The 16,251-nt window shown below is 56.2% G+C and carries 8 protein-coding genes; all 8 read right to left on the reverse strand.

Annotated features, from left to right (window positions below; all coding sequences use genetic code 11):
* Nucleotides 1-548 precede the first annotated feature (548 nt).
* The 8 genes from LOY33_RS22155 to zorA1 all read right to left on the reverse strand — a co-directional run bounded on the left by LOY33_RS22155 (nt 549) and on the right by zorA1 (nt 15,983).
* Nucleotides 549-3,671, reverse strand: a complete 3,123-nt coding sequence (locus LOY33_RS22155) for a type I restriction endonuclease subunit R (protein ID WP_258660102.1) — start codon at nt 3,669-3,671, stop codon at nt 549-551.
* A 181-nt stretch (nt 3,672-3,852) separates the two neighbouring features.
* A complete protein-coding gene (locus tag LOY33_RS22160) occupies nt 3,853-4,791 on the reverse strand; it encodes a COG2958 family protein (protein ID WP_258660104.1) in 939 nt (312 codons plus the stop codon).
* A gap of 1 nt (nt 4,792) precedes the next feature.
* The gene (locus LOY33_RS22165; protein ID WP_258660106.1) at nt 4,793-6,040 is read right to left on the reverse strand and encodes a restriction endonuclease subunit S; all 1,248 of its coding nucleotides are present in this window, start codon (nt 6,038-6,040) and stop codon (nt 4,793-4,795) included.
* Nucleotides 6,030-7,763, reverse strand: coding sequence for a class I SAM-dependent DNA methyltransferase (locus LOY33_RS22170; RefSeq protein ID WP_258660108.1), 1,734 nt, complete (start codon nt 7,761-7,763; stop codon nt 6,030-6,032). Before LOY33_RS22170 ends, LOY33_RS22165 begins: the two co-directional genes overlap by 11 nt.
* Nucleotides 7,764-8,163: 400 nt before the next feature.
* On the reverse strand, nt 8,164-11,412 hold the full coding sequence (gene zorD / locus LOY33_RS22175) for a type I Zorya anti-phage system protein ZorD (protein ID WP_258660109.1): 3,249 nt from the start codon (nt 11,410-11,412) through the stop codon (nt 8,164-8,166).
* Nucleotides 11,412-13,037, reverse strand: a complete 1,626-nt coding sequence (zorC, locus tag LOY33_RS22180; RefSeq protein ID WP_258660110.1) for a type I Zorya anti-phage system protein ZorC — start codon at nt 13,035-13,037, stop codon at nt 11,412-11,414. The genes zorD and zorC overlap by 1 nt, the downstream gene beginning before the upstream one ends.
* Nucleotides 13,034-13,777 carry a type I Zorya anti-phage system protein ZorB1 gene (zorB1, locus tag LOY33_RS22185; protein ID WP_258660111.1) on the reverse strand — a complete coding sequence of 248 codons (744 nt, stop codon included), beginning with the start codon at nt 13,775-13,777 and terminating at the stop codon, nt 13,034-13,036. The genes zorC and zorB1 overlap by 4 nt, the downstream gene beginning before the upstream one ends.
* A gap of 13 nt (nt 13,778-13,790) precedes the next feature.
* Complete coding sequence (gene zorA1, locus LOY33_RS22190) at nt 13,791-15,983, reverse strand: type I Zorya anti-phage system protein ZorA1 (RefSeq protein WP_258660112.1); 2,193 nt, start codon at nt 15,981-15,983, stop codon at nt 13,791-13,793.
* Nucleotides 15,984-16,251: the final 268 nt, after the last annotated feature.

The raw sequence follows: 16,251 nt of genomic DNA on the forward strand, positions 1-16,251 counted from the left end.
TAGAATTCAATAGCTGCCTTGCCGATCAATTGGAAATCCGTCTCCATTACCTTCTTCCGCCCTAGCTTTTGGGTGCTTGCAACACAAGTTGAGTACGTCTTTACGAGCAAGTGGCGTACCGCTATCATTCGCACTGCGAAGCTCAACTTATTTGGAAAAGGAAAACCTATGACTGTAACGAGACCAGGCAAGACTCTTCGATGTGCCGGCTGCGGCAAAACTGGGGCTGAAAAGCAAGGAGCAAATAATTGGAAAATGTGTGATGAATGCTATACGCCTTACTGCACTCAGTGTTTCCAATCAGTTCGTAGGAGCTCAACTCATTGCACGGACCATAGCCCTTGGGGTAAGTGGCTAACCGGTAGCGGAACTTTTGCGACGATGACTTTCAAATAAGTCGAGACAGGGCAGGGCTCGATCCAATCGAGTCCTGCCCTGTCAATATTTAGAACGCTTTAGGCACAGCTTTTATATCTTTGCCAAAACTGGAACGTAAGCTACTGCAGAATTGCGCAAAAAATCTTCACTGAAGCCCACCGAGCTAAAGTTTACAACCATGCCTCGCAAAGCGTTTCCGCCTGGTTGAGGATCAGCTGGGCAGCTTCCTCGGCCTGATCCGGCGGGTACTTGTACTTGCGCAAAATCCGCCGCACCAGGATGCGCAGTTTGGCCCTTACGCTTTCACGACTGTTCCAATCGACACTGACATTAGCCCGCAGACTGGCAGTCAACTCGTGGGCGATTTTGGCCAAGATCTCATCGCCCAGCTCGCGCACCGATGCCTCATTGTTGGCCAAGGCATCGTAGAACGCCAGTTCGTCATCGTTGAGCCCCAAGGCATCGCCACGCTGACTAGCAGCGGCGAACTTCTTGGCCATTTCGATTAGTTCTTCAATGACCTGAGCGGTTTCGATTGAGCGGTTCTGGTAGCGCTTGATCACATTGGCCAGTAACTCAGAGAATTTCTTCTCCTGGGCCAGGTTGGTGCTGTAACGGCTTTTGATCTCACCTTCGAGCAAGCGCTCCAATAGCTCAACCGCAAGGTTCTTCTCCGGCAGGTTGCGCACCTCGGCGAGAAACGCATCATCGAGCAGGCCGATATTAGGCTTGTCCAAGCCTACAGCGTCAAAGATGTCCACCACCTCACCGGAGACCACTGCATTGCCGATGATCTGGCGGATGGCCAACTCCCGTTCTTCGTCAGTCTTTTTCTGCTGACTGACTTCACGCTTGATCAGGATCACCTTGATTGCCTGGAAGAACGCCACTTCCTCGCGGACGGCCTTGGCTTCATCCAGGGTGCAGCACAGGGTAAAAGCCTTGCTCATGGCCAGTGCGTTGTCGGCAAAACGCTTCTTGCCATCTTCGAGGCCCAACACATGGTTGGCGGCGCCAGCCAGCAGCTTGTGCCCGCCGGTGAGGAAATCGCTGTAGTCGAAGCCATGCAGCAGGCTACGCAGGACGTCCATCTTTTCTTCCAGCACCGAGTAGGCCTCATGGGCATCCACGGTAGGTCGGCCCTTACCCTTGCTACCGGTGTACTCCTTGAGTGCAGCTTTCAGTTCATTGGCGATGCCGATGTAATCCACCACCAAGCCGCCTTGCTTGTCCTTGAATACCCGGTTTACCCGGGCTATAGCCTGCATCAGGTTGTGACCCTTCATCGGTTTGTCCACGTAAAGGGTGTGAACGCACGGCGCATCGAAGCCGGTCAGCCACATGTCACGAACGATCACCAACTTGAGCGGGTCGAGTGGATCCTTGAAGCGTTTTTCCAAGCGCTTTTTGACCTGGCCGGAATAGATGTGCGGCCGTAGCAAAGCCTTATCCGAGGCGCTGCCGGTCATAATGATTTTGATCGCACCTTTCTCAGGATCTTCGTCGTGCCAGTCCGGACGCAAGGCGACAATCTCGTTGTACAGGTGCACACAGATATCGCGGCTCATGGCAACCACCATGGCTTTGCCGGGCATCTGCCCCACACTCACCATGCCATGGTTACGTTCCTCGAAATGGTTGACCAGGTCAGCGGCCACGCTATGAACACGTGGTTCTGCACCAACCACTCGCTCAAGGGCGGCCCAACGGCTTCTCAGCCTGGCCTGCTGGTCGTCCTCCTCATCTTCGGCCAGTTCATCGACCTGCTCGTCAATCGCTGGCAGCTCACTCTCTTTCAAGGACAGCTTGGCCAGACGCGACTCGTAATAGATGGCAACGGTCGCACCGTCTTCAGTGGCCTGCTGCATGTCGTAGACGTGGATGTATTCACCGAAAACCGAGCGGGTGTCGCGGTCTTCGCTGGATACCGGGGTTCCAGTAAAGGCCACGAAAGTGGCGTTCGGCAGCGCATCGCGCAGGTGCTGGGCATAGCCCACTTGGTAACGGGTTCGGCTTTCGGCGGCCTGCAGTACCTCCGAGGTTTTCAGCTCGGCGCCAAATCCGTACTGGGTGCGGTGTGCTTCGTCGGCAATGACCACGATATTCGGGCGATCGGACAGCACCGGGAAGGTGTCTTCATCCGCACCTGGCATGAATTTCTGGATGGTGGCGAAGACAATGCCGCCGCTCGGCCTATTGTTCAGTTTGCGGCGCAAGTCACCGCGTGACTCCACTTGGACGGGCTGTTCACGCAGCAGATCCTGGGACAGCGAGAACACTCCGAACAACTGGCCGTCCAGGTCGTTCCGGTCGGTAATCACCACAATGGTCGGGTTTTCCATTGCCGCTTCCTGCATCACCCGGGCGGCGAAGCAGGTCATTGTGATGCTCTTACCTGAACCCTGGGTGTGCCAGACCACCCCGCCCTTGTGGCTGCCGCCGGGGCGCGAGGCACTGACCACTTGCCCAATGGCGGCGCGCACCGCATGGAACTGGTGGTAGCCGGCAATCTTCTTCACCAGCCGGCCGTCATCCTCGAACAGCACGAAGTAGCGCAGGTAATCGAGCAGCATCGGCGGGGCCAAAGCACCGCGCACTAGGGTCTCCAGTTCGTTGAACTGACCCAACGGATCAAGAGTCTGGCCGTCGATGGTGCGCCAGTTCATGAAACGCTCGACATCGGCGGACAGCGAGCCCATCCGCGCTTCGCTACCGTCAGAAATCACCAGGATTTCGTTGTACTGGAACAGATCCGGGATCTGCTCTTTGTAGGTCTGGATCTGATCGAAGGCTTTGCCCAGGTCGGCCTTCACATCCGCCGGATTCTTAAGTTCCAGCAGCACCAATGGCAGGCCGTTGACGAACAGGATGATGTCCGGACGCCGGGTATGTTTCGGCCCCTGGATGCTGAACTGGTTGACGGCCAACCAATCGTTGGCCTTCACCTCGACCCAGTCGATCAGGCGCACGAAGTCGCCACGGGTTTCACCGTCTTTCTGATACTGCACCGGCACGCCACTGACCAACAGGCGGTGGAACAAGCGGTTGGCCGACAGCTGAACCGGCAGGCCCAACTCCTGCACCTGCTTGAGGGCATCCTCCCGTGCGGCCAGCGGGACCGTGGGGTTGAGCCTGGCAATCGCGCTGCGCAAGCGCTCGATCAGGAGCACCTGGCGGTAGTTGTCACGTTCCGGGTTCTCGCCGTCATAGGCGATAGTTGGGCCGTACACGTGGCGGTAGCCCACCTCTGCCAGCCAGCCGAGTGTTTCCTGTTCCAATTGATCTTCGGTCATTCCACTTCACTTCCTGTGTCCGCTCCCCGGCCACCTCCGCCCCGATCTCGACAATGTTCGGCAGGTTGCGGCCCAAAGGTGCGGGCAAAACGTGTAAGAGTTGGTATTTGGCGGCACCGACGGGTTTGTCGATACCAGATAACGCGTATTCGGCCACCACCCTTCTAGTAATAACGCGGCGTCACTCGTTAGCCCCCCACTCCCTGGTCGCTATTTCGCCAGTCTGATGGAAACGCCTTACCCGCCCTAGAAACTCGGCGAAGTCAGCATTTTCTGCCGTCAGACGGTTGCACATGTCCCAGTCGACTTCACTGCGTTCGCGGGCCGGGATCAGAATCTGGCTTTCAGTAGGACTCTGAACGTCAAGCTGAATTACCCCAATGCCATGCGCAGCGGCGAGCATGCGCAACTCTTTGAGTGTCCCGTCGCCTTCGACCGTGGCGGCTACCAGATAGCCAAAATGCGCCCAGGATGAGTTGGACACGGCCTGGAAGAAACTCTTGCGCGCATTGGAACGGTTGAGCAGCAGCTTGACTTCGAATGACCACAATCGAGCACGGCGATCGCCCAACACACGGACGCAGTCACGTAAATCTGGCGTCCAGTCCGCCGTCAGGTCCTCCAGACCGACCAGATCCGGATGCAACCATTCATTGCCCCCGATACCCGCACGGTTGGACGAACGTTTTTCGTTGATCCGCATGGCGTACACACGCTGCTCGTCGGTCAGCAGGTACTCCGCCAGAAGCGGATAGAGCGCATGCTCACGCAACGGCGTGGGTTCAGGCTGGTCGGATGCGACGACTGCGACTCCTTCCGCCGCCGCCACCTCAGCGTTGGCATCCATGTCCGACCAATAGTAATGACGGGGGCGTCCCTCGGTCGTTTTCAGCTGAGGGAACTTGTTCTGCCAGAGTGGACGGGAACTCGAAATCTCCGCTACTAGTTGCTGTACCAGATCTTTGTCAGTCTGGATGTAGCTGGCACTGCTGGCTTTCTTGGCCGCACATTCAGCTGGAAACTGCTCGAAAATCCATTGCGCCAGTTCGCGTGCGGTCTGCTGGGTATTCGGCAAGCTTTGCAGTCGTTCGATGACCCGTTGACGCAAATTCAGCGCCATATCAGACAGCTTCCGACAACACGGCTTTGACTGAAGCTTCCACTTCCGGTAGACGCAGTTGACCGGAGATCAGGCGAGGGAGCAGGGTATCGCGGAGCTGGGTGAGGGTTTTAGCTTTTTGCTCATTACCAAAGATCATCTGATGAATCTTTTCAACTAAACTATTGAACTGCTCAATCACCATCCCCGGTGGATTAACAACACAGAGCCGTTTAAGGTCGGCGACCGTTACATGACCGAGCCCTGTTGTCTGTTTGTTTCGCGCTAGCTCAGCGAATACTGGCTTTAAATTCCTGAGTGCTTGAAGAACAAATGATCGCTCAGATTGAACATGTGGCAAAACACGAAAAATGTGCTGATTAAGTAAGGCCGGATCATGCCCCCACACGAAAGTGTCGATAGATGTATCTGGATTCCCAGACCATGAGAAAAGTATATCACCTGTCCTTATTAGATACTTCTCCGGCATGGTAACGTCCGAAAAGGCCGTTTGCAGGGTAACTCCGGCCTTAAGCTCCGCAATCTTGATTATTGGAAGCCCGCGACGCTCCGCATTTGGCTCAAATGTTTTGTAAGCTGCTCCATTTATGTAAGACGCCATATCGTAGATAGGTCGTGTAGCCCACCCCCTCGGTATCAATCCCAGCTCGGAGTCTACAAAACTGTCGGGAAAAAGCGCGGCGGTGGCGGCATCCATACCATCTGGGTCAAGCCCTTCCGACTTGGCGCGAACCGGATCGAAGTCCACAAACCAGGATTTGAAAAGCGCCCGGGCTATGGCCTCCAGGGTGGCATTGGTTTCGCGGAGCAGGATAATACGGTCGTCGAGGGCTCCCAGCAAACCTGCGATTTCTTTTTGCTCACAAACACCTGGAATATGTACTGCAGCCTCATGTAGGTGATTTCGGTTAACCCCCGGAACAGCCGCCTTATCTGAATAGGCAAAAAAATCCACAGACCTCAAAAAATAATGGATGAACTTCGGGTCGTTTCCCTTGAAGTCACGTACATAGAGGGTAGTGTTGAGAGGCCAAAAATCATCCTCTACATAAAAAACCTTGCCAATCGTTCCATATCGTCCGGTCACTACCCCTGGCCCTTTGACCATCGCAGTGTTGTGAAAATCGCTCACGCCAGAAGACGACACGAGCGGCACACTTCCCTTCGTTCGCTGCGCTTGAGGCAGGTCGTATCCACGCTTTAGCTCTACGACGTCTCCTAACTTCCCGCGATACCACTCAGAACTCATAGCCCAGCCCCCCCAGTTTCTGGCGGATCAACTGATCGAGCTCGGCGCCTTTAGCCAGTTGCTCGCCCAACAGGGCGGTGAGGTGCTGCATCTTGTCGGCAAAGGCTTCCTCGTCATCCTCAACGGCCTCGGCTCCGACATAACGGCCCGGGGTCAATACATGGCCATGCTCGGCGATTTCCGCGAGGGGAACGCTGCGGCAAAAACCAGCCACATCAACGTAATCGCCAATCTCACTCCCCTCATCCAACGGCACACCGCGCCAGTTCGCCACGGTCTGGGCGATGCGCTCGATGTCGCTGTCGAGCAACTCGATCTGCACTCGGCTGATATTGGTGCCAAGCTTGCGCGCGTCGATAAACAACACCTCGCCAGGGCGTTTTGTTTTTTGCTTGGCCAAAAACCACAGGCAAGCCGGGATCTGCGTGTTGAAGAACAGTTGGCCCGGTAGCGCGACCATGACTTCGACCACATCGGCCTCGATCATGTCCCGGCGGATGTCACCCTCAGTGTTCTGGCTGGAGCTCATCGAGCCGTTGGCCAGGACGATGCCGGCTCGACCGCTAGGCTTGAGATGGAACAGCATGTGCTGTAACCAGGCGAAGTTGGCGTTACCTTGCGGTGGTGTGCCGTAGATCCAGCGCGGATCGCCATCGAGGCTGCCGTGCCACCAGTCGCTGACGTTGAACGGCGGGTTGGCCAGGACGAAATCGGCGCGCAGGTCGCTGTGCTGGTTGCGCACAAAGCTGTCGCCTGGCTCCTTGCCGAGGTTGAAGTCGATGCTGCGGATGGCCAGGTTCATGGCCGCCAGGCGCCATGTGGTCGGGTTGGACTCCTGGCCGTAGATCGACACGTCGCCCAGCTTGCCACCGTGGGCCTCGATAAATTTTTCCGATTGCACAAACATACCGCCGGAGCCACAGCACGGGTCGTAGACCTTACCATGGTGCGGGTTGAGCACAGCGACCAGGGTCTTGACGATGCTCGCCGGAGTGTAGAACTGGCCGCCTTTTTTGCCTTCGGCACTGGCGAACTGGCCAAGGAAGTATTCGTAGACCTGGCCGAGCAGGTCGCGGGCGACACTGGCATCTCCGCCGAAACCAATGGTCGAGATCAGGTCGACCAACTCGCCGAGCTTGCCATCCGGCAGCTGGACGCGGGCATAGCGCTTGTCGAGGATGTTCTTCAGCGACGGGTTTTCCGCTTCGATGGCGGCCAGCGCCTCGTCGATGCGCTTGCCGATGTCGACCTGCTTGGCGGCAGCCCGCAGCGATTCCCAGCGGGCCGCCTCCGGCACCCAGAACACGTTGACTTCCTTGTAGTAGTCGCGCTCTTCCAGTTCCTCAGCCAAGTATTCGGGATCGTCGCTGTTCAGGTAGTATTCATTCGTGGCGTCGGCAAAGCGGCGCTCCAGCTCGGCACGGCGACCGGCGAAGCTGTCGGAGATGTACTTGAGGAAGATCAGACCGAGGACGATGTGCTTGTACTCGGCGGCGTCCATATTGGCACGCAGCTTATCGGCGGTGGCCCACAGGGTCTTTTCCAGATCCTGCAGCGTGCTGCTGGTGGCGCTGACAGCGGCCTTGCGCCCGCGCTTCTTCTTCGCCGGCTCCGATTCTGGCTCGGCCCCGGCTGCGCTCGGCGCCAAGCGGATGCGGGCCTGCTTGAGTGCCTTTTCAGCGAGACTGCTGGCGGCCTGTTCGGTACTCTTTTGATCCGACATGGACTGTTCCCTACATTCGACGCAGATGAATTGCGCAGTAAAAAATGAAATTCCGACCACAGAGGCCCTGATGAAAATAGCGGCATGATACCGGGGCAGAGAGTTTCCAGTTCAACTTCCTCGGCATCAACATCATCGCTGCTTCAGCATGCGCGACCGACTATGCCAATTTCCGCGCACAATAGGCCGTTAAGCTGTTAGCGCCAAGACTGGACGTGCCCACAGGTAAACAATCCAAGCAGACTCCGCTGGCGACACTGCGCTAGACGTGTCTCAGCTGGCTGAACCGCCCCCATTTGCAAATGCTGCCAGGATCAACCTGTACACATAATTGACATGTCGCTGAGCATAAACCCCGCCGACCTAGAAACCCTGAATTAATGCACTTTCGATTGCAGCCTCACTGTGCCCCTAGTAAGGTCTCAAAATCCGAAGCCTGAAGCTCCGAAGCCCCGCTCAACATATCTCGCGCCAACGCCCGCCGCTTACTCAGCAGCTCATCCAGCGTCGCCTCAAACGTAGGCATAGCCACATCTCGAACCGTCGGGTAGTACACATACACATCCTTCTGCTGGCCAATCCGATAGGCCCGATCGGTCGCCTGATCTTCCTTGGCTGGGTTCCAGCAACGCGTGAAGTGAATGACGTGGTTGGCGGCCTGCACGTTCACTCCGAATCCGACGGCGATGGTGGACAGAATGATGACGGCGAAACCTGGCAGCTCCTGGAATTGATCGATCAGCCTCTGCCGGCTATTGGCGCTCTTACTGCTGGTACTGGTATCGCCATTGATGACCGTCGCCCGAAACCCGAAATGCTGCTGAATTGCATGCTGCAACTCCCGCTGAATATCACGCAACTCGGTAAAAACGATGACCTTGTCGCCGTTGCCAGCCCTTTTGATCGACTCGAGCGTCTGCATCAACCACTGCAGTTTCGGCGAGTTGTCACGCAACCGCGTGTCTGGCTGAACGCTGTAAGGATGGGCACAAATCAGCTTGAGCTTGTGCAGCAACCCCAGCATGCCGGAGGTCTTCTGATCGAGCTGTTCTTCTATCTGCTGCCTCTGGCTGTATGCAGATATTTCGGACAGATACAGGTTACGCTGCAGCGTATGCATGCCAAGTGAACGGCATGCTGCGTCTTCGATTTTGGCCGGTAGGTCCTTGGCGATGTCTTGCTTGGTCCGCCGCAAAGTCTGCGGTTCTATAAGCCCACGCAGGCGCTCCAGCGCATCCGTATCACGTTCCAGTGCGGCTTCAATTGGGCGCTGATAGTCGCGACCAAACTGGTTCAAACCGCCCAAAAATCCTGGCTGAATGAAGTCGAACAGGCACCAGAGATCGATCAGGGTGTTCTCTACCGGCGTACCGGTACACGCCACTCGAAACCGTGCCGGAATGGCTTTGATCGCCTGAGTCACCAGTGCCGCCGGGTTCTTCAGTTTCTGAGCTTCGTCACACACAACGATGGACCATTGCTGGCGCGCCAGGGAAAACTCCTGATCGCGCAATGTCTCGTACGTCGTCAAGACGATACGGGCATCGCCCATCCAACCTGGGCGCAGCAGGTTCTTGATGCCTTTGGCTTTCAAGTCCGCTGGGATTTCATCTTTCTTGAACTTCACTGCACTCAAGGCTGAGCCATACAGCTTCAATACAGGCAGCGCGTCAGCAAATAAGAAACGGTGAAGCTCTCGCTCCCAGTTATCGAGCAACGAAACCGGAGCGACGATCAGTGTTGGCTGATCTTTTGGGTACTGTTCCAGGTACCAGACCAGGAAGGTGAGCAACTGGATCGTTTTCCCAAGTCCCATGTCATCAGCGAGCAAGCACCCCGATACGTCCGTGGGGGACAAGCGGAACAAATGCTGTAACCACGCCACGCCTTGAAGCTGATGGTCGCGCAGGACGACTTCAGGCTTGAGCAGGCCAGGCAACTCTGGCGTTGCATCCAAAGCGGCGCGTAACGCTGCTTGACGCACCTGAACGTAAGTCGGCTCGTCAATGTTGTGGCCGATTTGCAGTACGGCGCGACCAACTTTGTCCCGTTGCTCAACCGGGTCTGTCTCTACAGGCGCAATCTTCTTCGACCAGGCATCAAACAGTTGCTCGGCAGCGGCAATGGACAGTGGTGTTTCACACTCTGGCAAACACACCGTGTCATCGCCGGCAGCACGCGCTTCATCCAACCGCTGCCCAAACGCTTCAAATTGAGCGCGATCGGAAGGGTCCCACCGACCGAGGATTCCTGCGTCGATGCCCAGCGCTGCCACATCCTTCGGCAACCAGTTCTCGGTCGCCTCTTTGACCAGGAAAGGCGAAGTAATTCTTTCCGCTTCCCCAATGCCCGTCACACGGTCGCCGTAGAGGGAAAGGTCCAGGACCGAGTCAAACTCGATACCGGCCGCCTCGTTTTGCCAACGTTTAAGCAGGTCATTGATGCCTGCCAACTGGCGCAAATCAAAATCGCTGAGCTCCAGCTCATAGCCCTGCCAGAAGCCCGCAGGCATGCCGGCGGCCAATTTCAGCTGCAGTTCATGCACGAGCGGCGCGAATTCATGGGCCGCTTTAAACTCAATTTCGATGGGCGCTTGCGGGGTTGGAGAAATCGGTTCGAGCGTCAGTGTTACCTGCTCGATACGCTGGCCCGCTTCATCCAGTTTGGGTTCCAGATGGAAGCGATGAAAGAAAATGCCGGCCTCGGCGAGCTCGTCTTCATAGGCTTCGGCATCCAGCACGTGTGCGGCACTTTCGCCAAGTGTGCTGTAAGGGTTACGGACGAATGAAAGGGCATCGTCACCAGCAACCCGACGCCCGGGCAACGAACGTACGTAGTCCAGTACCGATTTGACTTCAGGCTCAATCAGAACATGAGTCAGCGAGCCATCGTCACCCGTCACCCGATATCGATCCTGAACCTGCTTGGCACCGTCAAAGCTCTCAAGCCAGTTGGCCGGTTGGCCTTCGAAGCTCGGTTGCAACTCGATGACCGGCGTGTCGCCTAGCGTCGACTTTCGTGGGTTGAGCCGCAGTTTCTCAGGCTTGATAACGACGGTCTTGTCCAGGAAGCCATCCATACCAGCGCCAGCCTTGCGCGCCAGCTTTCTGATGCTGGCCCAGCCGATCTGGTTGGTTACTTCACCGGGCTCATTCTGTTGTGCCAGATAAAGCTGTCGTACAGCACCGATCAGTTTCCAAGACGCCTCAGGCAGAATTTCTGTGGCTCCCTGATATTGAACGATGGCCCCCGTTCGCTGCACCTGCACATTGGCATTGGACTGCGGGTCACGCCAGCCACTGATAGAGACTTTGAAATCGTCGGAGGCAAGGCTGCCCTGACTGCTCAATTGAGGGACGAGGGCTGTCTGCGGCGGTAACCCCAATAGCGGTAGGCTTGTTATGTGCTCGGGCTCATCCAGCAGCCGGTAGAGCTCATCCCACGTCAGCAGCCAGCGATCGCTCAGCTGGGAGACGTACTCCTCTTCTTCCAGCTGATCAAGGTAACTTGCAAGTGACCAGGACTCAGTATTCTCCGCCAAGCTCAGGGAATAACAGATACCCTGCTCCTCAATGGAAAAAACTGGCCCAGTATTTTCTACTGCCGAGTTTGGCTGCAGGCCAATGCCTTTGAGGAAGCGCTTGAGCATCACTCTCTCCAGAACCTTAGTGGCTTATTGTTCTCGGGCTTAAAGCCCAATCGCCGGAGGGCGATGGTTGCAGCCTGATCGTTTTCTTCTAGTTGAATATGGATTGCACCGCCCTGCGCACGTCGATCATGGAGCGTGTGTTTTACTGACCTCATGGACTCACGAAGCTGATAGTCAAACGACAGCAGCCTTGACGTGACAGGCTCACCCCCCTGGCTTTGAATACGAATGCCCAGTCTCTCTAGGGTGTCATCGAACTTAACCAGCCATCCCTCAACGCGATCTGAGCGGCTAGGTGCCGGGAAGTGACGCATCCACTCCACCACACGATGGCGCTGCTTAATTTCGGTAGCGAGCTCAAGCTGGGGCTTTTCTGGATCAAACGGAGATTTGTCTGCCTGATACACATAGCAGGCGCCCATTCCCGAGAACTCCACGAAAAAGTAGTTCCCGATCTGCATGACGACAGCATTGTTATGACCAGTTGCGCCGATCAGCCGGCCAAGACGCCCTTTGTTCTTCTCGCGGAAATGAGCAAAGTCTCGACCTTCGTTACTCCATGCATCCGAGCCCATGATGATTCTGGTGTAGCTCATCTGGTTGGCAAACCGCAGCCAGTAGAAAAGGCGTGACTGGTCTACATCATCATCGCCCTTCAGCAGGTTGAAGAAGTGCTCCAGATCTTCCTTTGCAAACCACGCCACAACCATCGCACAGACATCATTATCGACATACTGCAGCCAGCTGTTTTGTCTGGAGCGGATCTGCGGACTGCCCCAATTGTCGAGCGCGAGCTGTTTGAGCAGCGACGATGGCTTCTCCCGATAAGCTGCCAAGTGGTAACGCGACAGGCATGCACTCAGAATGTCGTTCATGTACCGCGGGTGCTGTCGGCCGATGTCGACCAGATCGGCCAAGCGCTGAGAAAATTCGGCGTCATCCAACATGAAAATGCGAGAAATCAGTACGGTAAAAATCCTGCGCCACAGCCAGCTGTTATCCGGGATCTGCGCAATCGTCTGCAATGCCGAAAGGTCGCTGATCTCGCCCTTGAACATCTGGTCACCCAGCGTGGCACCTGCCTGCTCGGAAAAGAGCTCCTGATGTTGCTGAACGATCTGCACCCATTCCTTCACACGTTTCTGCTGGTCTCTGACGCATTCGAAACCGAGCTGAACATCTTCGCGCAACATGCACCAATTGGCGTTCTGCGCGGGCGTAGCGGCGTCGTAGCCAAAGTAGCTGAAGCACAGCGCCAACCAATCCCGGCGGCTCAGACTTCGCTTTTCGATACGCTGATGCACTTCATCGTGCACCCGGGCGTAAAGCTGGTCATCGTCCAGTATCGGCCCGACGCGCTCACTCTTGTCTGAAAGGCCAGCGAACACCAAGCGCCATTCCGAGGCGTTGAGAGGCAGTACATTGCGAAACTTGCTTATCGCAGCACGGCGCTTTTCTTCGGGAGGCGGCAAGGCCTTTTCAGCGCGCTCGAATCGCTCGTAAAGATCGACTCCCGCAGCAGCCAGACGAGGGAAACGCTCCAAGGGTTCTGGGGCCTGCACCGTTCGATGAGCTGACAGACTTTGGTTAATGGCAGCGGAAAGCCTCGCGATCGAGCTGGTCATCGGTTCATCGCCAACTGACATTTTTCCACGTCAGTGTTAGTGAACACCGGCACATCAGGCTTGAGACTGCTCTCCTTCTCCTTCAAGCCAAAGAACTGCATGCGCAACTCGACTCGCCGGCTTTCTTCCTTGGTGTCCTTTGCATTGTTGAACGACACACCACCCGCCAGAAACATCGATCTAATCTGCTGTTGATGCTCCGGCGACAATCCGACCTGAAGCGGGCTGCGACTATCGAGCAGGCTGCACATCACCCACTCCGAGCGCTGCAATGACAGGTGCAAGTTATAGAGGTAAGAACCGTCAGTGTCGGTCGATCCCTCGATCACGACCTGTTTGAACCACTTGCGCCCCTCTTCACTGTTGGCCGCGTCCAGAATCATCGGCACGACCTCCTGAAGTGCCGATTGGCCGTCGTTGCTCAGTGCATACTGGTTATGCCCAAAACGGCCAGCATCGCCGAAGCTGATCCGGTTGTCCTTGCAGTCCACGACGATGGTCTTGCTAGCAGTCTTTGCCTTGAGGCTCAGGTGCTCGCAAATCTGACTGATGTCCTTGCTACGCTGCTTCTCTCCCTGTTCCGCCTGGTTGATCCGCTGCGTCACAGAACTCAAAGCCGCCACCATGACCACGAGAAACAGAATCATCATCGCGGTCATCAAATCAGCAAAGGAAATCCAGAACGGTTTTTCTCCCTCGTCCTTTGAACGGACAGCCGAAGGCATTTGCTTACCAAACATCGACTAGCCTCCGTTACCGCCTGATGCGTTCCATGATGTCGCCGAAGTCTTCGAGACTTTCCTTAACCCCTTCCACACCGCCAGCAAGGCTCTTAACGGCTTTATCGAGCTCGGTGTCGAGGCTACCCAGGGTTTGTCTCAAAGCCCGGTCCATGCCTTCACCGAACTCCTTGAAGCCGTTACCCAGCACACCACTGATGTTTTCGAGGTATTCATATACTTCACGGTTGAGCGCCTGCATCCGTTCGCTCTGAACTTTCAAGTCCTGGAGATACTGACTGCGACCGCTGGCTTCCCCTTGAGCACTGGCAACTACCCCTTCGATGACAGCGAGGGTTTTCGCGAGCGCTTCACGATTGTTCCGGTAGTCCGCGACAACGGTATTCAACTCACGCGACGCCTGTGCAAGCTCGGACCCTGCGCCCTGGACTGTACCCATCAGCCCCGCCGTCGACTCACTGGCTCGCGCAACGCTTTGTCCGGCAGCTTCAAATCGCTCAGCCGCCGCCCGCATCTTGTCCGCACCTACCTGCATGCTGTGCAGATGCTGCTCTGTCTGGGCGCTCAATGCATTGACAGTGTCCTGAGCTGATTTTTGTTGCTCGGAAACCGTCTGCAGCAATGCCTTGACCTGCTCATCGAGGCCGCCCACCAGGTCGCGGGTACCTTGATGCAGGTCAGCCTGGGCGGCGCGGGTGGATTGATCCATCTGCTGCTGGCCATGTTCAAGTTGCTTGAAGACTGCCGAGAGCTGCTCACCCAGTACCTCTACGGAGCCCGCAATCTTGGCCATGGTTTCCTGTTGGCCTTGGCCGATGCTCTGCTTGATCGACTCGACAAAAGCCTGGAGATTCTCAGCCATCGCCTGTTGGCGAGCCTCGCTTTGAGCAAACAGCTTCTCCAGTTGCTCGGCCATTCGAGCCCCTGCCCCCTCCCCTTCGTTGCCGATACGGGCAACCGAAGCCTGAAGATTGGCGAGCATCTCGTTCATCCCCGCTTGCATGGCGTTTTGTCCGGCCTGCATATCGGCCAGTAGCTGGGCAATCATGCTCGAACTGCTTTGATTCGAAGACTCGCTAGCCGAACGCATATCCTGGAGCAGCGTCGAGAAGCCCTGTTGCATCGACTGCATGGCAGCAACTGACTGGCCCATCAACTCGTGCAGGCCATTGAACTGCTGGCCAAACGTACCTTCCAGCTTGTTCATGAAGGCAACCATAACATCCTGAAGCAGGTTCTGTACCTGCCCGGACTGATCGCCACTGGCGGCCTGCACTGCACCCGCGATGGCTTCAAGCGGCGACTTGAGGCTATTTTCAATTGCGCCGCTCACCTGGTCGGCCAACAGCTGCCCTGAGTCACGGTACGTAGTCGACAAGGTGTCTGCCAATTTGAGGCTTTCACGGACCTGGGTATCAACAAGGTTCTGTAACATTTCCCTCAGATCAGTAACCAGGCTGTCCTTCAGCTGACGGGTTTGCACCGAGCTTTCAGCACTGGAGCGCACCAGCTCAGCCAGGTATTCCTCACCAACACCGCTGTCAAAAAGCCCGTCGATTGTTTCGTTGAGTGCCTCAAGCAGTTTGTAGCATTGCCCCAGGCGCCACTTTTCAGTGAGCGTGACGGCGATGGAGGCCATGATTGAAATGAAGGAGCCGATGAAAGCGAACAGCACGTCTTTCAACAGCTTATCAACGCTGGCGTTAACCTGTTCAGGCGTGCTCGGGTCAAAGTGCTGAAGACCTAACATCAGGCCGAAGAAGGTTCCGACGATCCCGATACCGGTCAAGATACCCGGTAGGTGCTTATAAAACTCGGTCCCCAGCGGGGTATCAACCACACTTTGCGGTGAGAAGAAGTGTGCAGCACCGGCAGTGGCTCGCGATCGGACAAGAACCTGTTCGCCCTCCTTGAGCTCGAACTGATCGTGCAGAGTTTCAGCATACTCGCGCCAGGAATGCTCCAATCTGCCGCCACTGAACAGACGTTCAAGCTCAGAACGCCGGAGGGGTGGATCGAGAGTTTTCACATTCTGCAAGCTAACAGTCAAACGTTTCAGCTGGGCGCTAAGCTTGAATGACCTACAGAAGTAACGGACGAAGTACCAAGCGCAAAGAATGAAAACGAGACCAACAACCATTTTGGGTGCGATCAGCTGCTCAGAGCTTGCTGCACCCCATAGGTGCAACAACGTCGAAAAATCCATACCTTCCGCCTTCAATTAAGCATTTTTTGATATTCAGCAAAGACCGCATCACCCACACGGATGCGCCAATCGCCTGTCCCGCTGGGGACAGCGACAGCACCTTGCCAAGCACGTTTTGGGGCACTACAAGCTCGGAGTGGCATGGGCGCATCAATGCGCCCCCGAACCTTCCTTGGAAAAAATGCCGGAGAATAATATCCTTATGCCATCACCTTAGCCTGAGCGGTAACCGTCGTAAAGCCGGGAACCACTAATGGCCCCCTGACTT

This window comes from Pseudomonas sp. B21-036 (assembly GCF_024748925.1).
In the GTDB taxonomy this organism is placed as follows: domain Bacteria; phylum Pseudomonadota; class Gammaproteobacteria; order Pseudomonadales; family Pseudomonadaceae; genus Aquipseudomonas; species Aquipseudomonas palmensis.

What these genes read in the sequence shown, in the direction of transcription:
- zorD (WP_258660109.1), bottom strand. Translation starts at nt 11,412, where the DNA reads ATGCTCAAGCGCTTCCTCAAAGGCATTGGCCTGCAGCCAAACTCGGCA.
- LOY33_RS22170 (WP_258660108.1), bottom strand. Translation starts at nt 7,763, where the DNA reads ATGTCGGATCAAAAGAGTACCGAACAGGCCGCCAGCAGTCTCGCTGAA.
- zorC (WP_258660110.1), bottom strand. Translation starts at nt 13,037, where the DNA reads ATGACCAGCTCGATCGCGAGGCTTTCCGCTGCCATTAACCAAAGTCTG.
- LOY33_RS22155 (WP_258660102.1), bottom strand. Translation starts at nt 3,671, where the DNA reads ATGACCGAAGATCAATTGGAACAGGAAACACTCGGCTGGCTGGCAGAG.
- LOY33_RS22165 (WP_258660106.1), bottom strand. Translation starts at nt 6,040, where the DNA reads ATGAGTTCTGAGTGGTATCGCGGGAAGTTAGGAGACGTCGTAGAGCTA.
- zorB1 (WP_258660111.1), bottom strand. Translation starts at nt 13,777, where the DNA reads ATGTTTGGTAAGCAAATGCCTTCGGCTGTCCGTTCAAAGGACGAGGGA.
- zorA1 (WP_258660112.1), bottom strand. Translation starts at nt 15,983, where the DNA reads ATGGATTTTTCGACGTTGTTGCACCTATGGGGTGCAGCAAGCTCTGAG.
- LOY33_RS22160 (WP_258660104.1), bottom strand. Translation starts at nt 4,791, where the DNA reads ATGGCGCTGAATTTGCGTCAACGGGTCATCGAACGACTGCAAAGCTTG.